Origin of the sequence: Neglectibacter sp. X4, from assembly GCF_009917365.1 — a bacterium.
Lineage (GTDB): Bacteria > Bacillota > Clostridia > Oscillospirales > Acutalibacteraceae > Acutalibacter.
On the sequence record NZ_QWLE01000002.1, the window covers coordinates 144697 to 166448 of the forward strand.

The 21752-nt window shown below is 58.7% G+C and carries 22 protein-coding genes and 1 riboswitch; of the genes, 8 read left to right on the plus strand and 14 right to left on the minus strand.

The features are described 5' to 3' along the window. The first annotated feature begins 140 nt into the window (after positions 1–140). Complete coding sequence (locus D1841_RS02705; protein WP_201751196.1) at positions 141–944, plus strand: ThuA domain-containing protein; 804 nt, start codon at positions 141–143, stop codon at positions 942–944. 168 nt (positions 945–1112) lie between these two features. Continuing rightward, positions 1113–1290: riboswitch (Lysine riboswitch) on the plus strand. A gap of 65 nt (positions 1291–1355) precedes the next feature. Beyond that, complete coding sequence (locus tag D1841_RS02710) at positions 1356–2972, plus strand: Na+/H+ antiporter NhaC family protein (protein ID WP_160641866.1); 1617 nt, start codon at positions 1356–1358, stop codon at positions 2970–2972. Between the two features lie 81 nt (positions 2973–3053). On the opposite strand, the gene D1841_RS02715 is transcribed toward D1841_RS02710, so the two are convergent. Together D1841_RS02715 and D1841_RS02720 are read right to left on the minus strand one after the other, a co-directional pair. Next, a complete protein-coding gene (locus tag D1841_RS02715; RefSeq protein WP_160641867.1) occupies positions 3054–4340 on the minus strand; it encodes a sodium:alanine symporter family protein in 1287 nt (428 codons plus the stop codon). A gap of 153 nt (positions 4341–4493) precedes the next feature. Beyond that, positions 4494–5369, minus strand: coding sequence for a polysaccharide deacetylase family protein (locus D1841_RS02720; RefSeq protein WP_160641868.1), 876 nt, complete (start codon positions 5367–5369; stop codon positions 4494–4496). A gap of 580 nt (positions 5370–5949) precedes the next feature. On the opposite strand from D1841_RS02720, the gene D1841_RS02725 reads away from it, so the two are divergent. After that, positions 5950–6186, plus strand: coding sequence for a hypothetical protein (locus D1841_RS02725; protein ID WP_160641869.1), 237 nt, complete (start codon positions 5950–5952; stop codon positions 6184–6186). A gap of 27 nt (positions 6187–6213) precedes the next feature. Here D1841_RS02725 and D1841_RS02730 read toward each other — a convergent pair whose 3' ends face one another. After that, positions 6214–6363 carry a hypothetical protein gene (locus tag D1841_RS02730; RefSeq protein WP_160641870.1) on the minus strand — a complete coding sequence of 50 codons (150 nt, stop codon included), beginning with the start codon at positions 6361–6363 and terminating at the stop codon, positions 6214–6216. Positions 6364–6456: 93 nt separating this feature from the next. Here D1841_RS02730 and alaS point away from each other — a divergent pair, with 93 nt between their 5' ends. From alaS to D1841_RS02755, 5 genes are all read left to right on the plus strand, one after another. Then, positions 6457–9087 carry an alanine--tRNA ligase gene (gene alaS / locus D1841_RS02735; RefSeq protein WP_160641871.1) on the plus strand — a complete coding sequence of 877 codons (2631 nt, stop codon included), beginning with the start codon at positions 6457–6459 and terminating at the stop codon, positions 9085–9087. Positions 9088–9208: 121 nt separating this feature from the next. Beyond that, positions 9209–9562 (plus strand): histidine triad nucleotide-binding protein, encoded by a 354-nt coding sequence (locus D1841_RS02740; protein ID WP_160641872.1) that lies wholly within the window; start codon positions 9209–9211, stop codon positions 9560–9562. A 3-nt stretch (positions 9563–9565) separates the two neighbouring features. Next, on the plus strand, positions 9566–10870 hold the full coding sequence (mtaB, locus tag D1841_RS02745) for a tRNA (N(6)-L-threonylcarbamoyladenosine(37)-C(2))-methylthiotransferase MtaB (protein ID WP_160641873.1): 1305 nt from the start codon (positions 9566–9568) through the stop codon (positions 10868–10870). Positions 10871–11052: 182 nt separating this feature from the next. Beyond that, a complete protein-coding gene (locus tag D1841_RS02750; protein ID WP_160641874.1) occupies positions 11053–11319 on the plus strand; it encodes a GNAT family N-acetyltransferase in 267 nt (88 codons plus the stop codon). Continuing rightward, positions 11316–11777 carry a methylated-DNA--[protein]-cysteine S-methyltransferase gene (locus tag D1841_RS02755; RefSeq protein ID WP_160641875.1) on the plus strand — a complete coding sequence of 154 codons (462 nt, stop codon included), beginning with the start codon at positions 11316–11318 and terminating at the stop codon, positions 11775–11777. Before D1841_RS02750 ends, D1841_RS02755 begins: the two co-directional genes overlap by 4 nt. Before the next feature lie 74 nt (positions 11778–11851). Here D1841_RS02755 and D1841_RS02760 read toward each other — a convergent pair whose 3' ends face one another. The 11 genes from D1841_RS02760 to D1841_RS02810 all read right to left on the minus strand — a co-directional run bounded on the left by D1841_RS02760 (position 11852) and on the right by D1841_RS02810 (position 21600). Then, positions 11852–12370, minus strand: coding sequence for a CarD family transcriptional regulator (locus D1841_RS02760; RefSeq protein WP_160641876.1), 519 nt, complete (start codon positions 12368–12370; stop codon positions 11852–11854). A 436-nt stretch (positions 12371–12806) separates the two neighbouring features. Beyond that, on the minus strand, positions 12807–13484 hold the full coding sequence (gene sfsA, locus D1841_RS02765) for a DNA/RNA nuclease SfsA (RefSeq protein WP_160641877.1): 678 nt from the start codon (positions 13482–13484) through the stop codon (positions 12807–12809). Continuing rightward, the gene (locus tag D1841_RS02770) at positions 13481–14257 is read right to left on the minus strand and encodes a DeoR/GlpR family DNA-binding transcription regulator (protein WP_201751197.1); all 777 of its coding nucleotides are present in this window, start codon (positions 14255–14257) and stop codon (positions 13481–13483) included. The genes sfsA and D1841_RS02770 overlap by 4 nt, the downstream gene beginning before the upstream one ends. 122 nt (positions 14258–14379) lie before the next feature. Further along, positions 14380–16254: a DUF4179 domain-containing protein gene (locus D1841_RS02775; protein ID WP_160641878.1), complete on the minus strand. Its 1875-nt coding sequence runs from the start codon at positions 16252–16254 to the stop codon at positions 14380–14382. Further along, on the minus strand, positions 16251–16778 hold the full coding sequence (locus tag D1841_RS02780) for an RNA polymerase sigma factor (protein ID WP_160641879.1): 528 nt from the start codon (positions 16776–16778) through the stop codon (positions 16251–16253). The genes D1841_RS02775 and D1841_RS02780 overlap by 4 nt, the downstream gene beginning before the upstream one ends. Before the next feature lie 168 nt (positions 16779–16946). Then, positions 16947–18404 carry a pyruvate carboxylase subunit B gene (locus tag D1841_RS02785; protein ID WP_160641880.1) on the minus strand — a complete coding sequence of 486 codons (1458 nt, stop codon included), beginning with the start codon at positions 18402–18404 and terminating at the stop codon, positions 16947–16949. 208 nt (positions 18405–18612) lie between these two features. Beyond that, the gene (locus D1841_RS02790; RefSeq protein WP_160641881.1) at positions 18613–19779 is read right to left on the minus strand and encodes a sodium ion-translocating decarboxylase subunit beta; all 1167 of its coding nucleotides are present in this window, start codon (positions 19777–19779) and stop codon (positions 18613–18615) included. A 39-nt stretch (positions 19780–19818) separates the two neighbouring features. Further along, positions 19819–20178, minus strand: a complete 360-nt coding sequence (locus D1841_RS02795) for a biotin/lipoyl-containing protein (protein WP_160641882.1) — start codon at positions 20176–20178, stop codon at positions 19819–19821. Between the two features lie 56 nt (positions 20179–20234). Then, a complete protein-coding gene (locus D1841_RS18655; RefSeq protein ID WP_237076170.1) occupies positions 20235–20528 on the minus strand; it encodes an OadG family transporter subunit in 294 nt (97 codons plus the stop codon). A 294-nt stretch (positions 20529–20822) separates the two neighbouring features. After that, positions 20823–20996, minus strand: coding sequence for a hypothetical protein (locus D1841_RS02805; protein WP_166554221.1), 174 nt, complete (start codon positions 20994–20996; stop codon positions 20823–20825). Between the two features lie 40 nt (positions 20997–21036). Further along, positions 21037–21600, minus strand: a complete 564-nt coding sequence (locus D1841_RS02810; RefSeq protein ID WP_160641883.1) for a GNAT family N-acetyltransferase — start codon at positions 21598–21600, stop codon at positions 21037–21039. Positions 21601–21752: the final 152 nt, after the last annotated feature.

The following is a 21752-nucleotide window of genomic DNA, read 5'->3' on the forward strand; positions in this document are numbered from 1 at the left end:
ACCAGTTGCAGCCTGCCTGCCCTTTGGTGTATAATCTATATAGTGCATTTGGGGCTGCCTGATAAAAGCGGGAAACATTTCAAAGCGCCCGCTGTTTTTCAGCGCAAGCCCTTAACTATCCTTGAAAGGAATGAACAGCTATGATTAATGTAACCGTATGGTATGAGGCAGTGGAGGAGCGGGGGGAACTCCGTCCCGAGTTTATGCCCGCAGGCATCCCGGAAGAGCGCAAGGGCCACCTGGAGGCCTTAATCGCGAAGAACGTAGCCGAAATTAAAGAGGTGTACCCGGACGGCCACCTGAAGACCCTGGCCAACACCCTGAACCAGAACGAGGACATGAACGTTACTTACACCAGCCTTTTTGATCCGGAATACGGCCTGCCGGATGAACTGCTGGACAAGACCGACGTGCTTATCTGGTGGGGGCACATCGCCCACCATGCCGTGCCTGACGAGCTGGCCTATAAGGTTGTGGCCCGGGTGCAGCGGGGCATGGGCTTCATCGGCCTGCACTCTGCCCACCTCTCCAAGCCCTTCCGGTATCTCCTGGGCACCAGTGGCAACCTGAAATGGCGGGAAGTGGACTTCACCCGGGTTTACAAGATGAACGCGATCCATCCCATCACCCAGGGCGTCCCTGAAACCTTTGAGCTGGAGCGGGAAGAGGTGTACTGTGAGCCTTTCGATATCCCCAAGCCGGACGATCTGCTCTTCACCAACTGGTACAGGGGCGGCGAGCTGTTCCGCAGCGGCGCCACCTGGACCCGGGGCAACGGCAAGATTTTCTATTTCCAGCCGGGCCACGAGACATTCCCCTCCTATCACAATCCCATTATTGTGAAGATTATTGAAAACGCTGTGCGGTGGGTTGCGCCTGCCCAGTGGATTGAAAAGCTGGAAAGCCCCCGGATTGAAAAGTCCCCGGAAGAGCTTTTACGGTAATCTTCCCTGCATCTGCCGGCAGTAAGCATGTCCCCTGGCCCCCTGGGCCGGGGGATTTTTGCTTTCCAGGTGTTCCCGAACCCGGAGATATTGCCTCATGCCCTTCCTGCCTGCCAATTTCCCCAAATCCCGCTTGACAAGCGGGGCGGGAGGGGGTATGATAAGCATAAGCATGATAGAGGCGCGGCTGACAAGAGTACGTTTCCAGCAGGCCCCGGGCAGGGGTGGAAGCGGAAAGGGGATGCCGCCGAGGCTAAGGAGCGCCCAGCTCCTTTTGCCGGGCTGCGGGAGAAGATCCCGCAGACTGTCGCCTTCCTTGCAGGGAGGGCGGAGCGCTGTTGTGATTCATATGCCTTTTTGTGAAGTCATGACAGAGTATGTCATGACTTTTTGCATGAGAGAGGGAAAAACATGAAGAAAGCAAACCTTATCAAGGGGGTGCTGCTGGCGGTTATCCTGGTGGCAGTGTTTGTAGGCCCCCTGCTTGCCGGAAACGGTGAGAGCGCCGCGGAGGGGGGCGGGTTCTATGGCACCGCCTGGGCGCTGCTGCCCCCGGTCATCGCCATTGCCCTGGCCCTTATCACCAAGGAGGTGTACTCCTCCCTGTTTGTGGGCATTGTCATAGGCGGCCTGCTCTATTCCGCCTATTCCTTTGAGGGCACTGTGCTCCACGTGTTCCAGGGAGGCATTGTCAGCGTGCTGTCCGATGGGTACAACATCGGCATCCTGGTGTTCCTGGTAATTTTGGGTGCCATGGTGGCTTTGATGAACAAGGCCGGCGGATCCGCCGCCTTCGGGCGCTGGGCCGCGCAGCACATCAAAAGCCGGGTGGGCGCGCAGCTTGCCACTGTGGCCCTGGGCGTACTTATCTTTATCGATGACTATTTCAACTGCCTCACCGTAGGCTCTGTTATGCGCCCTGTAACGGACAAGCACAAGGTGTCCCGGGCAAAGCTTGCTTATCTCATCGACGCCACCGCCGCGCCTGTGTGCATTATCGCCCCGGTTTCCTCCTGGGCGGCGGCTGTGGCCAGCTATGTGGAGGACGGCAACGGCCTCAGCCTGTTTATCAAGGCCATCCCCTTTAACTTTTACGCCATCCTCACCATTGTCATGATGATTGGCATGGCAGTGATGAAGATGGAGTTTGGCCCCATGGCTCGGTTCGAGCGCAGCGCCCAAAATGATGGCGACCTGTGGGGCGGCAAAAACCCCTATGCGGGCGCAGCCGGGGAGGAGGAAGAGGAGAAGGGCATCGTGCTGGATCTGGTGCTGCCCATTGTTGTGCTGATCATCTCCTGCGTTGTGGGCATGATTTATTCCGGCGGCTTCTTTGAGGGCGCGTCCTTTGTGGAGGCTTTCTCGGGTTCCGACGCCTCTGTAGGCCTGATGCTTGGTTCTGTCTTTGTCCTGGCCTTCACCATTTTGTACTACTGCCTGCGCAAAACCATGACCTTCCGCCAGACCATGGACTGCATCCCTGAGGGCTTCAGGGCCATGGTGCCTGCCATCCTCATCCTCACCTTTGCCTGGTCGCTGAAGGCTATGACAGATTCCCTGGGCGCCAAGGTGTTTGTGGAAGGCGTAGTAAAAGGCTCTGCCGGGGCTTTCCAGGCTTTCCTGCCTGCTGTGGTGTTCCTCATCGGATGCTTCCTGGCCTTTGCCACTGGCACAAGCTGGGGCACCTTTGGCATCCTCATCCCCATCACCCTCAGCGTGTTCCCCCTGACCGATCCCCTGGGCGTGGTGTGCGTGTCCGCCTGCATGGCGGGGGCTGTCTGCGGCGACCATTGCTCCCCCATTTCCGACACCACCATCATGGCTTCCGCCGGCGCCCAGTGCGACCACGTGGATCACGTGTCCACCCAGTTGCCCTATGCCATCACAGCGGCGGCTGTCAGCTTTGTGTCCTACCTGTTCGCGGGCTTTGTGCCCAATGCCCTTATCGCCCTGCCCGTCTCCATCCTGCTGATGGTGGGCACCCTGTTTGCCATGAAAACCATCCACGGCAAAAAGCAGGGGGCATAAGGGAGTGCTCCTGAAAAGAGGATAGAAAAACCGGGGCGCACCCTTTTGGCCGTCAGGCTGGGGGATGCGCCTCTTTTTCCGCTACCCCTTTTCCTCCTGGCCCAGCCAGGAAAGCCCCTTTTTGGAAAGGAGGAACAGGGCGCAGATGTTGGGCAGGGCCATCAGGCCGTTGCAGGCGTCCCCAAAGCGGAACAGGGTTTCCAAAGGCAGCACACACCCTGCCACAGCAGCCCCGGCAAAGGCCAGGGCAAAGGTTGTGCGCCCCCTGCCCCGGGTAAGGTAGAACAGGCCGCTCCTCCCGTAACAGCACCAGGCCACCGAGGTTGCAAAGGCGAAAAGCACTGTGCACAGGGATACGGCCCAGCGGCCCCAAATCCCCATAGCCTGCTCAAAGGGGTAAAAGGTAAGCTGCGCCCCGGAAAGGCCAGGGGCCGGGCAGCACAGGATGCACAGCCCTGTCACCGTACACATCACCAGGGTGTCCAGGAACACCTGGAAAATCCCCATATATCCCAGCTCTGCCGGGGCGCGGCCCTCCACCTCCTCATAGGCAAAGGCAGAGCTGCCCAGGCCCGCTTCGTTGGTAAACACCCCCCGGGAAATCCCGGCCTGCATGGCAAGCACCATCCCCGCCGTCCCTCCGGCCCCGGCCCGCAGGGAAAAGGCGCTTTCCCATATAGAGGATAAAGCGGCAGGGAGGTTTTCCCGGAAAACCCACAGCACAAAAAGGGACGCGCCCATAAAGAGCATGGTCATGGCAGGCACCAGCTTTTCCGTTATCTTCACAGCAAACCCCAGCCCGCCCCGGGCCACGAAAAAGAGCGCCGCTCCCGCCAGAAGGGCCGCCGCCCAGCCGGGACCGCCCAGATCCTCCCAGGCGGCCCGGAAGGCGTGCATCTGCACCATGTTGCCCATGCCCAAAGAGGAAAGGCAGCACCCGGCGGCATAGACCAGGGCCAGCGCCCCGCCGTATTTCCCCGCCTTTTCTATGTAGCGCAAAGCTCCCGTGCCCCGTCCCCTTACAGGCTTAAACCGGGCGCAGAGATAGTTTTCCATGAAAACCGTCATCATCCCCAGCAGGGAGGAGGCCCACATCCAGAAAAGCGCCCCCGGCCCTCCTGCCATAATGGCAGCGGCCACCCCCACAATGTTCCCTGTGCCAATGGAGCCTGCCAGGGCGGCAGTGAGGGCCTGGAACTGGCTGACCCCGCCGCGGGCTTCTTTCCGGCAGCACAGGGCTGCTTTCAGCCAGCGTCCCGCCCTGCGCACCTGGAAAAAGCAGGTTTCATAGGAAAAATAGGCCCCGGCAGACAAAATCAGGGCCAGGGTAGGCCAACCCCACAGCACCCCGCAAATCAGTTCTCCCATGTATCTCCCCTCCTGTGTATGCCTCCGGCGGCTTAGGGACTCCGAGTCTCGCCTGCCGGCTCGGTCGGCTCGAGACGGTTGCCATTGGCAGCCCTCGCCCCTAAGAACCCTGCAACCCCTTTTAAAAAAGGGGTTGACCCTAAAATTAAACATCTATCCCTTAAGGCCCATCCTCTTTTCAAAAAATTCCTGGGAGCTTATGCCGGAATATCGCAGGAACCGCCCCAGCTCAAACAGGGAATTGGGATCCCTTGTCACCCGGCACACCTTTTCCTCGCAGGAGAGGGTACACAAAAACCCCATTTCCTTTACAATGCCAGGGGTAGACTTGCTCATGGCCCCAAAGGGGTAGGCCAGGGCCGTGGGAGGGGCAATTCCCCCCTTTTCCGTTATGGCCCGCTGGGCCTCGTTCAAATCCCCCATAAGCCTTTGGCGGTACTGCTCCTCCGATTCCCCGGGAAGCTTCTTCACCCCCAGCGCCCCTTTTTTGCTCTGGTGCAGGTCATAGCTGTGGTTCTGCACCTCCACCAGCCCGGAGTCTGCCATTTCCTTCAGCTCTTCCCAGGTGCAGTGGGAATAGTAGGCGCTTTCGTCCGGGGTGTCGGTGTAGAGATCCGTATAGCGGCCTATGGGGGAAATGACAAATTTGCTGTTGTATTTCTGGGCCAAAGGGAAGGCGTATAGGTAGTTGCTGTAGTATCCGTCGTCAAAGGTGAGCAGCACAGGCTTTTCCGGCAGGGAGCCTCCTTTGGTGTAGGCGATAAGATCCTCAATGAGGATGGTGGTATAGCCATGGCTTTGCAGATACCGCAAATCGTTTTCAAACTCCTCCGGGGAGATGACATACTGGCCGTGCCGGGCCGGATCCTTTAGCATGGAGTGGTACATCACCACCGGCACTTCCACCCCCTCCGAAGCGGCGGCAGCCATAAAGGCCCCTGCCCCCAGCGCCAGGCACAAAATTCCCAGCCCCGCCATTTTCAGGTTGATTTTCACAAGGGCAAAAAAGCCCTTTGGTTTCTTCTTCATATGGATAGCCACCCCCTGTATCCATATATATAGGCCGCGGCAGGCAAAAATGAGTGCCAAACCATTGACACCGGGGCGGGATGCGGCTATAATAGGAAAGAAATACAGAAAAAGCGCAGGGAAGATGCCTTTTGCCCGATTGCAGAGAGACGGCTGGCTGGTGAAAAGCCGTAGGAGGGGAAGGGCAGGCCGCCCTTTCTGTGCCAGCGGCACAGGCGCACCGGTGTGAGGAGCACCGGCGTTTCCCGGCGTTAACGGGGACAAAGAGGCAGAATGCACAGCTTTTAAGAGGGCGATCAGGCTGCAATTTGGGTGGTACCGCGGGCTTGCCCGTCCCATGTGGACAGGCAGGCTTGTTTTATTTTTGCCTCTGCACAAACAATGGGCAGGAAAGAATTCCCCCGCCGCAGGGCAGGGGAATGGGATACAGTTTTATATTAACAATTTAGGGAGGGAAGTATATGAAAAAATTTCTTTTAGGGCTGCTGGGCACAGCCTGGGCCTTGCTGCACATGGCTTTGTGCTTTACCCTTGCCTGGGGATTTATGGAGTACCTGCGGCACAGAGGGGAGGAAGACTGATGAAAAAGGTGCTTATCGGCGGCTTTTTATCCCTCATCGGCTCCCTCTGGTGTCTGGCGGGCTTCTTTGCCGCCGCGGCCAACGTGCAAAACGTCACTGAATGGTCAACCCCGCCGGGCCGCTTCGGCACTTCCATGCTGGAGTGCCATATGGTGTGGCCTGTGGTTCTGGGCGGTCTGCTGCTCCTGCTGGGGCTTGCCATCATGGGCATAGAGTATTTCCGGAAGGAAAAATAAAAAAGGCGGGTTGCCCCGCCCCTTTGCTCACTTCTGCTCCAGGCCCTTCAGATATGCAAACATCATTTTTTCCAGCTCATCGACAGTATATGTCTTTTCCGGATCCTGTTTGAGGATTTCCAGCAGGTCGAGTACAGTGGCCTTTTGGTACATAATGAGTTCTCTTTCTATAGGCATACAAGGGCCTCCTTTTCTCTTAGTTTATCTTTATTTTACTTTGTATTATGTTTTCTGTCAATCCAATAATCTTTTTAGAAAGGCTGATTACACATGCAGTGGACAGGATTAAACGAATTGCGGGAAAAATATCTCGCCTTCTTCCAGTCAAAGGATCATTTGCGCCTTCCCAGCTTCTCGCTGATCCCCCAGGGGGATAACAGCCTCCTGCTTATCGGCGCGGGCATGGCGCCCATGAAGAAGTATTTCACCGGGGAGGCAGAGCCGCCCCGCCGCCGGGTCACCACCTGCCAGAAGTGCATCCGCACCCCGGACATCGACAGCGTGGGCATCACAGACCGCCATGGCACCTTCTTCGAGATGCTGGGCAACTTCTCCTTTGGCGACTATTTCAAGCGGGAAGCCATCTCCTGGGCCTGGGAGTTCTTCACCCGGGTGCTGGAGATGCCGGAGGAAAAGCTGTACGTCACCGTCTTTGAAACCGACAATGAGGCCTGGGACATCTGGACAAAGGAAATCGGCGTGCCGGAAAGCCACATGAAGCGCATGGGCAAAGAGGACAATTTCTGGGAGCATGGCTCCGGCCCCTGCGGCCCCTGCTCGGAAATTTATTTCGACCGTGGGGAAGAGCATGGCTGCGGCAAGCCTGGCTGCGGCGTAGGCTGCGAATGCGACCGGTACGTGGAAATCTGGAACCTGGTGTTCTCCCAGTTTAACAGCGACGGCGAGGGCCGCTATGAAGACCTTGCCCAGAAGAACATCGACACCGGCATGGGTCTGGAGCGCCTGGCCTGCGTTATGCAGGGGGTAGACAACCTCTTCCTGGTGGACACTGTGCAGAACATTATGAAGCGCATGAGCGAAATCTCCGGCGTGGCCTATGGCCAGGAGGCAAAGTCCGACATATCCCTGCGGGTGATCACCGACCACATCCGATCCACTGTGTTTATGATAGGCGACGGCGTGCTGCCTTCCAACGAGGGCCGGGGCTATGTGCTGCGCCGCCTGCTCCGCCGGGCCGCCCGCCATGGGAAGCTTTTGGGGGTAAACGGCCTGTTTTTGGCAGAGCTGGCTGACACTGTTATACAGGAAAACGAAAAGGCCTATCCCGAGCTGCGGGAGAAGCGGGAAACCATCCGGAAAATCATCGGCTTTGAGGAGGAAAGCTTCCTGAAAACCATCGACCAGGGCCTTGCCCTGCTCAATTCCTTTATCGACAAGGCAGATTCCAAGGTGTTTTCCGGGGAACACGCCTTCACCTTAAACGACACCTATGGCTTCCCCCTGGATCTGACCCGGGAAATCCTGGCAGAGCGGGGCATGGACGTAGACGAGGAGCGTTTCCGGGAGCTGATGAAGGAGCAGAAGGAGCGTGCCCGCAGCGCCCGGAAGGATGCCGGGGCCGACGCCTGGAAGGGCGAGGGCACTGCCGCCGCAGGCCTTGCCGCCACAGAGTTCACCGGGTATAGCGAACTGGAAACCCAGGCAGAGGTGATAGCCATCATCCAGGGCGGGCAGCGGGTAGAGTCCGCCGGGGAAGGGGCGGAAGTGTCCGTAGTGCTCTCCCAAACCCCCTTCTATGGGGAAAGCGGCGGCCAGGTGGGCGACAGCGGCGAAATCGCGGCCCAGGGCCTTTCCATGGACGTGGTGGACACCACCCGGCACCAGGGGGTGTTCCTGCACCGGGCTGTTGTAACCCAGGGTGCTCTTGCGGCAGGGGATAAGGTCACAGCCCGTGTGGACGAAAAGCGCCGGGCCGCCATTATGCGCAACCACACCGCCGCCCACCTGTTGCAGGCCGCATTGCGCAAGGTGCTGGGCGGCCATGTAGAGCAGGCGGGGCAGCTTGTCAACGAAAAAGAGGTTCGCTTCGACTTCACCCATTTCTCCGCCATGACCCCCGAGGAGCTGGCGGCAGTGGAAATCCTGGTCAACGAGGAGATTTTAAAGGCTGTTCCTGTGGAAGTGAAAGAAATGCCTATTGAGGAAGCCAGGAAGAGCGGGGCTATGGCCCTGTTCGGGGAGAAATACGGGGACGTGGTGCGGGTGGCCTCTGTCACCGACGGCTTCTCCCGGGAGTTCTGCGGCGGCACCCACATGGACAACACCGCCAAGCTGGGGCTTTTTAAAATTGTCTCCGAGTCCTCCGTGGCGTCCGGCGTGCGGCGCATCGAGGCTGTTACCGGCAGCGGCGTGCTGGGGATGCTCACCGCCCAGAACGTCACCCTGCTGGAAACCGCCCACGCCCTGAAAACCCCCAACCCGGCGGAGCTGCCCATCCGGGCCAAGCAGCTTATGGGGGAGATGAAGGAAAAGGATAAGCAGATCGAAGCCTTGAACCAGCAGGTTGCCAAAGCAAACCTCCAGGGCGTGTTCCAGAATGCCCAGGAGGTGGCGGGTATAAAGGTAGTGTTCGCCCTGCTTTCCGGCACAGCCCCAGACGCCCTGCGGGCCTTGTGCGACAAGGCCAAGGAATACGAAGAGCCTTTGGCAGCCGTGTTCGCGGGGATTGCCGGAGGCAAGGCCTCCCTGGCGGCGGCCTGCAACAAGGCGGCCCAGGAAAAGGGCCTGAAGGCCGGGCAGCTTGTGAAGGAGGTTGCCATGCTCACCGGCGGCAACGGCGGCGGCAGGCCCGATTTCGCCATGGCAGGTGCCAAGGACCAGACCAAGCTGGACGAAGCCCTGGCGGCTGTGCCGGGGCTGGTGAAGAAGCAGCTTGGGTAAACCACAACTATATGCCCCCTGTGCGAGAAAAGTTTTTGAAAGGTTCTTAGGGAAAATTTTTGTAAAAATTTTCCCTAAGCGGGGTTTGGGGCGGCGCCCCAGCCAGAAAGGACGGTAATGTATGAAAGATTGCATTTTCTGTAAAATAGCGGCAGGGGAAATCCCCTCCAGGAAAGTGTATGAGGATGAAATGGTGCTGGCTTTCCATGATCTGGAGCCCCAGGCCCCGGTGCATGTGCTGGTCATCCCCAAGGCCCACATCGCCTCGGCCCAGGAGATAACCCCGGAAAACAGCGGCGTTGTGGCCCATATCTTTGAGGTGATAGCAAAGCTTTCAGGAGAGCTGGGCCTGGAAAAGGGCTTCCGGGTCATCAACAACTGCGGGGAAGACGGGATGCAGAGCGTGCAGCACCTCCATTTCCACCTGCTTGGGCAGCGCAAAATGGGCTGGCCCCCCTTCCCGCCGGAGGAATAATTCTTGAAGGTAAAATTCGTAACCCTGGGCTGTAAGGTAAACCAATACGAGTCCGAGGCCATGCTGGAGTCCATGGAGCAGGGGGGCTTCCAGCCGGCGGAAAGGGAGGAGCAGGCCGATGTGGTGGTGGTAAACTCCTGCACCGTTACAGCCCAAAGCGACCAGAAGGCCCGGCAGGCCCTGCGGCGGGCGAAAAAGCAGAACCCCGGGGCTGTGGCAGTGCTTACAGGCTGCTGGCCCCAGGCTTTTCCCGGGGAGGCGGAGGCCTTCCTGGAAGCGGACGTGGTGCTGGGCACAGCCAACCGCCGGGCGCTGCTGCCCCGGGTGCTGGAATACCTTTCCACCAAGCAGCGGGTGGTGGACATCCAGGCCCACAGCCCGGGAGAGGGCTTTGAGAAGCTGTCAGTTTCCGGGCTGCAGGGGCGCACCAGGGCTTTCCTGAAAATTGAGGACGGCTGCAACCGCTTCTGCTCTTACTGCATTATCCCCTATGCCAGGGGCCGGGTGCGCTCCAAGCCCCTTTCCGACATCCGGGAGGAAGCCCGGCTGCTGGCAGGCCGGGGCTATCAGGAAATCGTGCTCACCGGCATCAACCTCCCCGCCTATGGGCAGGATATAGGCCTGCACCTGTGCGACGCGGTGGAAGCCGTCTGCGGGGTGGAGGGCATCTGCCGGGTGCGGCTGGGTTCTTTAGAGCCGGAACAGCTTACGCCCCCGGTAATAAAGCGGTTTGCCGCCCAGGAAAAGCTGTGCCCCCAGTTCCACCTGTCCCTGCAAAGCGGCTGCGAGGAGACGCTGCGCCGGATGAACCGCCACTATACCCCGGCGGAATATAGGAAGATTGTGGCGGATCTGCGGGAAGCCTTTCCCGGCTGCGCCATCACCACAGACGTGATGGTGGGCTTTGCCGGGGAGACGGAGGAGGAGTTTCAGGAATCCCTCCGGTTTGTAGAGGATATAGGCTTTGCCCGGGTTCATGTGTTTGCCTATTCCCGCAGGCCCGGCACCAAAGCGTATAACGCCCTGGGCCAGGTGCCCGCCCCAGTGAAGGAGTCCCGCAGCAAAACCATGGCGGCGGCGGCCCGGGTAGGCCAGCAGGCATATTACCAGGGCCAGTTGGGCAAAATCTATCCTGTGCTCTTTGAACAGGAAACAGGGGGGCAGATCTATGAAGGCCACACCCCCCAGTACACCCCCGTCCGGGTGCAGTCCTCCCGGCCCCTGTCAGGGAAGGTGCTGCCGGTTCTGCTCACAGCAGCAGAAGAGGAATTCTGCACCGGGGTTTTAGCGGAAGAACAAGGCACATGAGCCTTAATAAAGAAACGACACCTGGAAGTATCCAAAGCGAATATTTAAAAACATTTGTGAAACACAAAAGTTTCGTCCACCTTTTCAAAGGTGGTGGGGTCTTTAGGGGCAAAGCCCCTAAACCGCCGGAGGCGGCACATGCGCCTTGGACACTCCCGAAACACCCCCAAGGAGGGAAAGCTATGGAATTTCACCATGAACGAAACCGGATCTATGCCGCCGGGCCAGACGGCGCCCTGCTGGCAGAAATCACCTTTCCGGAAAAAGAAGGCGTGGCTGTTATAGACCACACCTTTGTCCACGAAAGCCTCCGGGGCCAGGGGGTGGCGAGGAAGCTGATGGAAGAGGCTGTTGCCGCCATTGAAGCCCAGGGCTGGAAGGTGGGGGCCTCCTGCTCCTATGCGGTGTCCTGGCTGGAGAAGCGCGCCCGGCGGGAGGAAAAGCCATGAGCGCCCAGGTGCTGTACTGCCAGTCTCCCATAGGGGAGCTGACCCTGGCGGCGGAGGACGGCGCCGTTACCCACCTGCTTTTTGGGCGCGTATCCTTCCCCGGCGCCATAGAAGAGGAAACGCCCCTGCTAAAAGAAGCCCGCCGCCAACTGGAGGAATATTTTGCCTGTGGGAGAAGGGAGTTTGCCCTTCCGCTGAAGCCCCGGGGCACGCCTTTTCAGGAAAAGGTGTGGCAGGCCCTCCTGACAATCCCCTATGGGGAAACCCGCACCTACCAGGATATAGCCCTGCTGGCAGGCTCTCCCAAGGCTGTCCGGGCCGTAGGCTCTGCCAACCATCACAACCCCATTTCCATCTTCATCCCCTGCCACCGGGTTATCGGCAAAAACGGATCCCTCACCGGATACGGCGGCGGGCTTCCCGCCAAACGCTTCCTGTTGGAGCTGGAAAAGAACTAGGAAGAACGGGCATAAAAAACCAGGCTGCGCAAAACGCCGCCTGGTTTCACTTTTCCCGGACATGCCGACAGGGATCACCCCGCCTTTTCCGCGTCCGTCACCCGGGCCGTAATATAGCCCCGCACTTCGCTGCGGGGGATCTCCAGGGCGGCGGCCAGCTCTCCGAAGAGCAAATCCTCCGCCTGTTTGAGGAAGCGTTCGTCCACAGTGCCAAAGCGCCGCTTCTGCCGGTGCATATTCTCCTTTTTCGCGTAGATGGACATGGTCAGGTCGATAAGATCCTCGCATTTGTGGGATTTCAGCATGGTGTCATAATGCTGTGCCAGCTCCCGGGTGGCACGGTTGTGATACGCCTCGCACTTGCGCCCGGGTATCAGGCTGATAAGCCGCTCCGCCTCGTCTTTCGAGATAATAGGACGGATAAACACCTTGTCCGAATCTACCGGCACAGAGATAACGCAGGACTGGTACAGGGGCTTCAGCACATAATACAGCCGCCTCTCTCCTGTGCTGGGAAAATCCTGGGTTTTGATTTCACTGACCCTGCACACGCCAGTGCTGCCATACAGCACCAATTCGCCGATTTCATACATTTGCACAACCCTCCTATACACATAATCTTTTCATAACTCCTTGCATTTTCTCATAATTTCGTGAATACCCAGGCTATTTATACATATAGTATACCACGTTTTGGGGTAAAATGGTAGCCTTCCCGTAAAAAATCCGGCTTCACTCCATCCAATTTTATTCTGCTTTTTTTGGTGGTTTTTTTGGCAGCTGCCCCCACCCCCCATAAGCAGGGCAGAAAAACAGCGGGGCGGCTTTTTAGGCCGTCTCGCTTTGAAATATATTATAGAGGCTGCACTCCGGGGCGCAGGCAGGGCTTAATCCCGTAGCTGGGGGTTAAAGACCCGATCCAGGCCTGTAATCTGGGGCAGCATGGAGTGGCGGAACACATACCTCACAATCTTCCTGTCCTTTATCCCCCAAAAGCGCCCCCTATGCGGTCCGGCATAGGGAGCGCTTTTATGGCAGGCGGATTTCCACCGGGCGGCGGGCCGTAAGGGAGGAGGGGGTAACCAGGCAGTCCACCGCGTGGAGGGCTACCCCCTTTGCCTGCGCCTCCCGGAGGGCCTGGGCAAAGGCCGGATGGGTGCGGGAATTAGGCGTAAAATAGGCCACGTCCGCCATCTGCACGATGAAAAGCGCCATGGCCCGGTAGCCCGCCTCCAAGGCGGCGCACAGCTCGTGCAGGTGCTTCACCCCCCGCTCCGTAGGCGCGTCTGGGAACAGCACCACTCCGTCCTCCTCCAGGGTGACCCCCTTCACCTCCACGAACCATTTTTCCCCTGCCGCTTCGGCGTAAAAATCGAACCGGGAGGAGCCAAAAACGGTTTCCGGCCGCAGGAGGGTTAAGCCGGGCAGAAGGGCGGGCAGATATTCCGCCGCTGCCTTGTTGGGGGCCTGGCTGTCCATGTTGATAAGCCTTTCCCCCTTTTCCACGGCAATCAGGTCAAACCGTGTTTTCCGCTTAGGGTTCCCGCTCTCCTCCAGATACACCGCAGCCCCCTGCACCAGCAGCTCCCGGCAGCGCCCTGTGTTTTTCACGTGGCAGGTTTCCACCTGCCCGCCTGTCTCCACCAGGGCGATAAAGCGGTTGGGCCGGGCTAAAAACGTCCCCTTCACCACCTTCCCATATGTCATAGCCTTCCCTCCCGGGCCACGGTGAGGACTTCCACTCCCTCCCGCCCCAGGGCCAGCCGGGATTCCTCAGGCAGGCCGTCGTCTGTCACCAGCAGATCCACCGCCCCTCCAAGCTGTAAGGGCACCACCCCATGGCGGGTGAACTTTTCGCTTTCCGTCAGCACCGCCACATGCCCGGCCTGTGCCGCCATGTCCCGCACAGCCTGCGCCCGGAGGTGGTCGCTGTTGGTAAAGCCCATCCGGGGGGTATAGCCGTCTGTGCCGATAAACAGCCTGTTTACAAAAAAGCCCTGGGCGCCCTGGGCCACCAGAGGGCCAACCATCACTTGCGCGTCGTTCTGGTATACGCCCCCCAGCAGCACCACATAGGCATGGGGCTTCTGCCGCACAAAGCCCGCGATAAAGGCGCTGTTTGTCACAATGGTCACGTCCCGCCGGGACGTGCAGATTTCCTCTGCCAGCAAGGCGCAGCAGCTTCCGCTTTCAATCATCACCGTCTCCCCGTCCGCCACCAGCGCCGCCGCCCGTTTGGCAATCCGCCCCTTGCAGGCGTAGTGGTAGGCCAGACGGCTGGAGAGATCGTCCTCGCTTTTTAAGAGGGCATAGCCATGCTCCCGCCGCAGCACCCCCTTTTCTTCCAGCGTGTCCAAATCCTTGCGCACCGTCACGCTGGAAACCCCCAGCACCTGGGCCAGGGCCGCCACCTCCAGCTTTTTCTCTTTGGCAAGCAGCTCTAAAATTTTCGTCTCCCGTTCCTTCACCCGAATCCCCATCTGCGCCCCATACCTTCCCTTTCCCGTTTTCTAATCAGTATAGCGCTTTTTTCTTACAGTTGCAAGGGAATTCCTTTCAAAAAAAGCAGGCCCCCAACTGGGGGCCTGCCCTTTATTTAGGTTTAGTTTGCCTGGCTTTTCACGCTGCCAAACACTTGCCCGCCAACCGGGTTATCCGCCAGCACCTCGCCGGTGCTCTTCTTCACAACCTCTATCCGGTCAGTAAACTGGTTGTTCTCCGCTTCCCACTGGGGGTCTACCGGCTCATCCACATAGAACCGGAAACTGATGGCCCACTTCGGCCCGGCGGGATATTCCATAAACTGCATGGTTTCCCGCAGGTCGGCACAGTCGCTCATATAGAGGTCGCGGCCGTTTTCATCGGTGTAGTGGTACGTGCCATATTCGGTCTTTTCCCATTTGTCCATGGCCGGGGTGCTCATGGTGCCCAGCAGCTCGCCGCCCCGGTAGAATCGCAGTTCCAGATCCGGGTCGTCCACGCCGCAGTATAAGTCTGCCTGGTGGGTCCAGCCGTTGAGGTCGGTTTCCGCGTCAGCGCCATAGGAATGGCGGTCTACATAGCGGTAAGGCTCTATGCCGCCAGAGCCCATCATATATCCTCCGGTGATATCCGGGGTGTGCTGGGTGTTGATATATTCCTCCATGTCGGTCTTCACAAAGCCCTCCGCCAGATAGGTGTCGCTGGGCACGGCCTCCCCGGTTTCCAGGTCAATGGTCAGCTCGGTAAACAGCTTGGGCTTGGGGGCGCCTTGGGAGTCGTATTGCCAGTTAAACAGGCTGTTATCAAATATGCGCAGCTTCACCTTTTTGCAGTCTGCCGGGGCGCCGTTGAAGCCAAGGGTATGCTCCAGCATCTCGCCCTTCTTGGGCCAGTCATGTTCGCCCTGCTTCGCCCCCGCCAATTTGGGGTCTTCCTCCCAAAAATTGGAGTTGCGCGCCAGCTCCTGGCCGTCCTCGGTGTAGAGGAAGCACTCGTTGGGAATGCCCTTCACAATGCCGAAATGGTACATTTCCTCGCCCTCATAGCCCCACATGGGGGACTCGATCTTTATCTTGATATACCCCGGCGTACTCTCCACTTCTTTGACGCTCACGCCGTTGTCCTGGCCCTCTCCCACGCTGATGTGGTTATGGCTGGTGTTCACAGTCACCTCAAATTCCGCCTCAAAGCCTACGGGGATATAATCTGGGGTGGCATACTTCTCATGGCCCTTTCCATAGTGGGCCTCCAGCGCCGGGATGGACATCTCCACAGTAACCTTCTCCCCGTTTTCCGGCATTTCCCCGCCGCGGACGGGGAGGGCATAGGCAAGGCCGATTTTCCCCTCTGCCGGGGATCCGGTTAGGCCACTGCTTTCTGCGCCTGTCACAGTGCCGTTTATGGTATATCTTGCAGGGGCATAGGGTTCATCCTCCTGGGAGAGGGAGCCTGCCCTGTTGTAGGGGAAGATAGCTTCATATTCTGCCGCGCTTTCCGGGCACTCCATCTCCAGGGTGAAATATACATAGTTCCCGTCGCAGAAGGCCTCGTCCACAGTCAGTTTATAGCCGCTGTCCTGCTCTGCAAGGGCCACCTGGCTCACCTGCTCCAAATCGTCATAAGTGTCTAAGTTGGTGCCCATGGGGTTTTTGCCGTTTATCTGGGCAAACAGCCCCCCCAGGCCCGGCAGGCTTTCAGTGAAGCCCGGATTCACAGTGTTCAGCCCCATCAGCAGCACCATTGCCGCCGCCATGGCCCCGCAGGCCCCCAGAAGCCCTCGCACCGCCCGGTGCATGGGTTTCACCTCAAAGGGCGTCACCTCCACGAAGTCATCTTCCGTCCCGTATACAGGCCCCTCATAGGTTTGAGGCATTTCCCCGGGCAGTTCCGCATATATCCGGCGCAGCCTGTTCTCCACAGCCGCCGGAACCGCCGGGATTTCCAGTTCTTTGAGAAGCCGCCGGGTTTCTTCGTTTCCTCTCTGCAAATGCTTCATGTGCAGTCTCCCTCCTGTCCCAGATAGATTTTCTTAAACCGCTGCCGGCTGCGCATCAGCCGGGTTTTCACTGTGCCCTCTTTCACGCCCAACAGGGAGGCGATTTCCCGTATGCGCAGCCCGTCCATGTAGTGAAGCGTCAGCACCAGCCTGTCGTTTTCCGCAAGCTGGGAAAGGCTCTGGCGCACGTCCATGGCCCTGTCATAGTCCGGGGACTCTGCCGCCACCTCTCCCAGGCCCTCCATGGGCGCGGTGCGGCGGTGGCCCCGCAGCAGGTCGCAGCAGTTGCGTATCAGCACCCGGGTCAGCCAGGTTTTAAAAAACCTCGGTTCCCGCAGGGTGCATAGCTGGGAGAAAGCCGCCAGCACCGTCTCCCCGATGGCGTCCGCCGCGTCCTCCTCGTTGTGCAGGATAGAAAGGGCTATCCGGCTCATGGAAAGCTTCTGGCTCTCCATCAGCGCGATGAAGGCTTCCTGATCGCCCTTTTTTGCCCTTCTCACCAGCTTTTCAATAGATTCCGCCATGTTTCCCATCCTCTTTTCTCCCGCAGAATTGCTTTCGCCGCGGGGCTTCCTAACTATCATTTACACCCATTAGACGGCCCGGGCATGGGAAAGGTTCGCCCCCTGAAAAAATTTTTTCATAAAAAAGCGGCACAGCCGAAGCCGTGCCGCCGAAAGGACTATTGCGTTTTAGAAATTGCCGTTTGTCAAGTCCTCCACCACTAAGGTGCGGGGGGAGTTGTCAACAGCATTTGCTGCCGCCGGGGCCTTGGAAGCGGTAGCAGGAGCGGGCGCTTCCCGCTTCTCGGGATGATCCCGCCAGTCCAGGAACTTTGTGGCAACCTGCTGGAACAGGGCGTAGCTCAGCACGTCCTCCTCGCAGTGGCCAATGCCCTTTTCCTTGCACTCGGCCCGCAGCTTCTCCATTTCAGGCTCCAGCAAATCGGCGGGGCGGCAGGTGATAACCTCCGCGTCGCCAATGGCCTTCTTCCGCACGTCCTCATTGACAGGCGCGGGAAGCTGGCCATATTCGCCCCGCAGCAGGCCCTTGCTCTCCTTGGTCACCATCTTGTAGCGGTCGCCGGAAAGCACGTTCAAAACAGCCTGGGAGCCTACAATCTGGCTGGTAGGCGTTACCAGCGGGGGATAGCCGAAGTCCTCGCGGACGCGGGGCACCTCAGCCAGCACGTCATAATATTTGTCCTCGGCGTTTGCCTGCTTAAGCTGGGAGATAAGGTTAGAAAGCATGCCGCCGGGCACCTGGTACAGCAGGGTGTTCACGTCAACCTTCAGCACCTTGGGGTTGATGTCCAGCTTCTCCGCCACGCCCCGGAAATGGGCGGCGGCTTCAGACAGCTTCTCCATGTCAAGGCCTGTGTCGCGGCTGGTGCCCTTCAGGGTTGCCACCATGGCCTCTGTGGCGGGCTGGCTGGTGCCGTTTGCCAGGGGGGACAGGGCGCAGTCCACAATGTCCACGCCGGCCTGGGCAGCCATGAGGTTTGTCATGTCGCCAGTGCCGGTGGTGTTGTGGGTGTGCAGATGGATAGGCACGCCCACGTTCTCTTTCAGCTTCTTCACCAGGGAATAAGCGTCATAGGGCAGCAGCAGGTTTGCCATGTCCTTAATGCAGATGGTGTCAGCACCCATCTTCTCCAGCTCCATAGAGAGCTTCACAAAGTATTCCTCATTGTGAACAGGGCTTTTGGTGTAGCTGATAGCCACTTCCGCCATGCCGCCGTATTCCTTTACATACTTCACAGCGGCCTGGACGTTCCGGGGATCATTCAGCGCGTCGAAAATACGCACCACGTCAATGCCGTTTTCAATGGACTTCTTCACGAAAGCCTCCACCACATCGTCAGCGTAGTGGCGGTAGCCCAAAAGGTTCTGCCCGCGCAGGAGCATCTGCAGCTTTGTGTTAGGCAGGCCCTTCTTCAGGGTGCGCAGGCGCTCCCAGGGATCTTCATTTAAAAAGCGCATGCACACATCAAAGGTAGCGCCGCCCCAGCACTCCAAAGACCAGAACCCAATGCTGTCCAGTACGGGCAGGATAGGCTCCATGTCCTCAATCTTCATGCGGGTGGCAGCCTGGGACTGGTGGGCGTCACGCAGGATGGTGTCCATGATCTTTAAAGGATTCTTAGCCATAATGCGATTCATCGCCTTCCTTTCTCATGATTTCAATACCCCGCCGCCCGAAAGGCGCCTAAAAGGCTCCCTCCGCGCCGCAAGGCATCCGTTTTTACAAAGGCTGTGGTGTATCTGCAAGGCCCCCCGCGGGGGAAAACATTGCCTTACCCACAACAGCAGTGCGCGCAGCGCACGGATGCGCGACTCGGATCCAGCGTCACGCTGGTTAGCCGAACAGGGCCAGCAGCACGCCTGCGGCTACGGCAGAGCCGATAACGCCGGAAACGTTGGGGCCCATGGCGTGCATCAGCAGGAAGTTGGAGGGATCCTCCTTCTGCCCTACCACCTGGGACACGCGGGCCGCCATGGGAACAGCGGATACGCCGGCAGAGCCAATCAGGGGGTTTACCTTCTCCTTGGCAAATACGTTCATCAGCTTTGCCAGTAGCACGCCGCCGGCAGTGCCCATGCCAAAAGCCACCACGCCCATAAGCAGGATGCCCAGGGTTTTCAGGTTCAGGAAGTTGGCGGCAGTAGCGGTAGCGCCTACGGAAATGCCCAGGAAGATGGTGACAATGTTCATCAGCTCGTTCTGCACCGTCTTGCTCAGGCGGTCAACCACGCCGCTCTCGCGCATCAGGTTGCCAAGCATCAGGCAGCCCACCAGGGGGGCTGCACTGGGCAGCATGAAGGAGACAAAAATGGTGACGATGATGGGGAAGAGGATCTTCTCCGTCTTGGAAACAGGGCGGAGCTGGCTCATCTTGATGCGGCGCTCCTCCTTGGAGGTGAGGGCCTTCATGATGGGGGGCTGGATAACCGGCACCAGGGCCATGTAGGAATATGCCGCCACAGCGATAGGCCCTAAGAGATGGGGGGCCAGGGTGGCAGTGGTGTAAATGGCGGTGGGGCCGTCTGCGCCGCCGATAATGCCGATAGAGGCGGACTCAGGGCCGGTAAAGCCCATCAGGTGGGCGCCGATGTAGGTGATGAAAATGCCAAGCTGGGCGGCAGCGCCCAGAAGCAGGCTCTTGGGGTTTGCAATCAGCGGGCCGAAGTCGGTCATAGCGCCAACGCCAACGAAAATCAGGCAGGGATAAATGCCCAGCTTCACGCCCAGATACAGGTAGTCAATCAGGCCGCCGTGCCCGGTGCCAAGCTCTGCCCAGTTGATAACGCCGTCTGCAAAATACTCGGCATGATACATGCCCGCGCCGGGCAGGTTTGTCAGCAGCATGCCAAAGGCAATGGGCAAAAGCAGCAGCGGCTCGAATTTTTTCACGATAGCCAGGTACAGCAGCGCACAGGCCACGACGATCATCACCAGGTTCAAGGGGTTTTCCCCGATGAGGGCGAAGCCGGTGCTCTGCAAGAAGTTCATAATAGCTTCCATGGATTCCACTCCTTATTTTTTGATTTCATCCGGTCGCGCTCAGGCGATGGTGCACAGGAGTGTGCCGCTCTCCACGGAGGAACCCTTGGAGACGGAAACGGCTGTAACAGTGCCGTCCTTGGGGGCCATAATCTCGTTTTCCATCTTCATGGCTTCCAGCACCATCAGCACCTGGCCAGACTTCACAGCCTGCCCTGCGGCAACCTTCACGTCCAGGATGGTGCCGGGCATGGGGGCGGTAACCTGCTCGCCGGCGCCGGCAGGAGCGGCTGCGGGGGCCGGGGCGGGCGCGGGTGCAGGAGCGGCTGCGGGAGCGGCCACAGGGGCGGCGCCGCCCTTTACTTCTTCTACTGTAACTTCATAAGCGGTGCCGTTTACGTTTACATGATAGTTTCTCATAATACCAGTTACCTCTCAATCAAATTTAACTTCTGGCTGCAGCCTGCACGCCAGGCTCACAGCTTGCGGATAGAATGGATCTTGATGTGGTTCACGTCCGCGCCCATGTCTTCAGCAATGGCAGCCGCGATGGCAGCCACAACCTGCTGCTTGCTGCCTCCCGCGGCGGGAGCCTGCGCCACAGGGGCGGGGGCCGCGGCCGGTGCGGCGGCAGGGGCGGGGGCTGCGTTGCCGGTGAACTTCGTCATGATTGCGCCCATAATCTTGATGATGATAATGAGGCAGATCAGCACCACGAAAACCGTGCAGAGTCCCATTGCGATAACCTGTACAAAGCTGGGTTCGTTCATAAAAATGACCTCCTTTCCCCCAAGATTATTAAAAAAACATGATAATGAAGCGTGTTATAGCAAAAAACGGGAAATCTTTTCAAGGCATCCCTGTTTTCTGCTAAACTGGCCCGAAGGGGAACCCCCTCCGGCGAATCTGCCCTCCCTTTCCCTGCAAAAAGCTATACCCGCAGGCAGGAGGGGCTTCTTTTTGACAAAATGCCCTTCTTCCGCATTTTATCAAAAATCAAATAAATCATAGCACACCCCAGGGATTTTTACAAGTAGCTCTGTACACAATTTGTTAAAATATTTTCAATCTTCCGGAAATACCCCCCGCCACCAGGCTGCCAACGGCTTTGCCGGGACTGGCGCTTCCCCCCGGCTCCCGGAAAAAAGAAACGGATGGGCAAAAACCCATCCGTCATGGGGCTGCGCCCCCACCAGCAGCGCCGCCTTTTCCCGGGCAGCCTTAGAGCGCGGTTCCAATTAGGAAGCCCCTCCGCTTTGCGGAGGGGCAGCTTCGGCATCACGCCCGCACCAGCAGCGCCGCCTTTTCCCGGGCAGCCTCATATTCATGGTTTAAAAGCAAGTAGGGCTTAGTGGGCTTTAAGGCCTCCGGGTCGGCGGGGCGCAGGGCATACCGGGCTGTCAGCACCTGCCCGCCCTCCTCCTGGGGCACAAAGCCCATAGCCGCAAAGAAGGCCCGGCCTGTCTCGTTGGGCAGGCCGATACGGGCAAAAACCTCCCGTCGGTTCCCCAGCTCCATCATGTCCCGCATCAGCGTCCACAAGGCCCGGCCCACGCCTATGCGCTGATACTCTGCCTTAACATAAAGCTGGAATTCCACAGAGAACAGATTTTCCGGATCATTCCGGTTTTCCGTCAGGTGGCAGAAGCCAGCCGGGGTGGAGTCTATCTCGCACAGCAGCCATCCCAGCCCATATGTATAGGTATCTATGCGCCGGATATAGTCCTGCAGCTCTGGCAGGGCATCCTCCGGCGCCAGGGGCGTCCCCACATAGGGGGCATAAATTTTCAGCATGGAAGGCCCGTCCCATTCGTTAATGCGGCGCACCGCTACTTTTGCCATAATAATCGCCACACGATCCGGTTCTGCGCAAAAAGCCGGGAAAACAGCCCTTTGCCCCCGGTACCGCCCTTTCCTTTGGTTTCTGGATTGTATGAAATTATACCATATAAGCGGCGGGATCGCAAGCGGCCTGGGAAGCGGGAGACTGCTTT

Bases quoted from the DNA above. Each gene is read 5' to 3' on its own strand.
- D1841_RS02705 (WP_201751196.1), top strand. From the start codon at position 141: ATGATTAATGTAACCGTATGGTATGAGGCAGTGGAGGAGCGGGGGGAA.
- D1841_RS02710 (WP_160641866.1), top strand. From the start codon at position 1,356: ATGAAGAAAGCAAACCTTATCAAGGGGGTGCTGCTGGCGGTTATCCTG.
- D1841_RS02715 (WP_160641867.1), bottom strand. From the start codon at position 4,340: ATGGGAGAACTGATTTGCGGGGTGCTGTGGGGTTGGCCTACCCTGGCC.
- D1841_RS02720 (WP_160641868.1), bottom strand. From the start codon at position 5,369: ATGAAGAAGAAACCAAAGGGCTTTTTTGCCCTTGTGAAAATCAACCTG.
- D1841_RS02725 (WP_160641869.1), top strand. From the start codon at position 5,950: ATGAAAAAGGTGCTTATCGGCGGCTTTTTATCCCTCATCGGCTCCCTC.
- D1841_RS02730 (WP_160641870.1), bottom strand. From the start codon at position 6,363: ATGCCTATAGAAAGAGAACTCATTATGTACCAAAAGGCCACTGTACTC.
- alaS (WP_160641871.1), top strand. From the start codon at position 6,457: ATGCAGTGGACAGGATTAAACGAATTGCGGGAAAAATATCTCGCCTTC.
- D1841_RS02740 (WP_160641872.1), top strand. From the start codon at position 9,209: ATGAAAGATTGCATTTTCTGTAAAATAGCGGCAGGGGAAATCCCCTCC.
- D1841_RS02750 (WP_160641874.1), top strand. From the start codon at position 11,053: ATGGAATTTCACCATGAACGAAACCGGATCTATGCCGCCGGGCCAGAC.
- D1841_RS02755 (WP_160641875.1), top strand. From the start codon at position 11,316: ATGAGCGCCCAGGTGCTGTACTGCCAGTCTCCCATAGGGGAGCTGACC.
- D1841_RS02760 (WP_160641876.1), bottom strand. From the start codon at position 12,370: ATGTATGAAATCGGCGAATTGGTGCTGTATGGCAGCACTGGCGTGTGC.
- sfsA (WP_160641877.1), bottom strand. From the start codon at position 13,484: ATGACATATGGGAAGGTGGTGAAGGGGACGTTTTTAGCCCGGCCCAAC.
- D1841_RS02770 (WP_201751197.1), bottom strand. From the start codon at position 14,257: ATGGGGATTCGGGTGAAGGAACGGGAGACGAAAATTTTAGAGCTGCTT.
- D1841_RS02775 (WP_160641878.1), bottom strand. From the start codon at position 16,254: ATGAAGCATTTGCAGAGAGGAAACGAAGAAACCCGGCGGCTTCTCAAA.
- D1841_RS02780 (WP_160641879.1), bottom strand. From the start codon at position 16,778: ATGGCGGAATCTATTGAAAAGCTGGTGAGAAGGGCAAAAAAGGGCGAT.
- D1841_RS02785 (WP_160641880.1), bottom strand. From the start codon at position 18,404: ATGGCTAAGAATCCTTTAAAGATCATGGACACCATCCTGCGTGACGCC.
- D1841_RS02790 (WP_160641881.1), bottom strand. From the start codon at position 19,779: ATGGAAGCTATTATGAACTTCTTGCAGAGCACCGGCTTCGCCCTCATC.
- D1841_RS02795 (WP_160641882.1), bottom strand. From the start codon at position 20,178: ATGAGAAACTATCATGTAAACGTAAACGGCACCGCTTATGAAGTTACA.
- D1841_RS18655 (WP_237076170.1), bottom strand. From the start codon at position 20,528: ATGAACGAACCCAGCTTTGTACAGGTTATCGCAATGGGACTCTGCACG.
- D1841_RS02810 (WP_160641883.1), bottom strand. From the start codon at position 21,600: ATGGCAAAAGTAGCGGTGCGCCGCATTAACGAATGGGACGGGCCTTCC.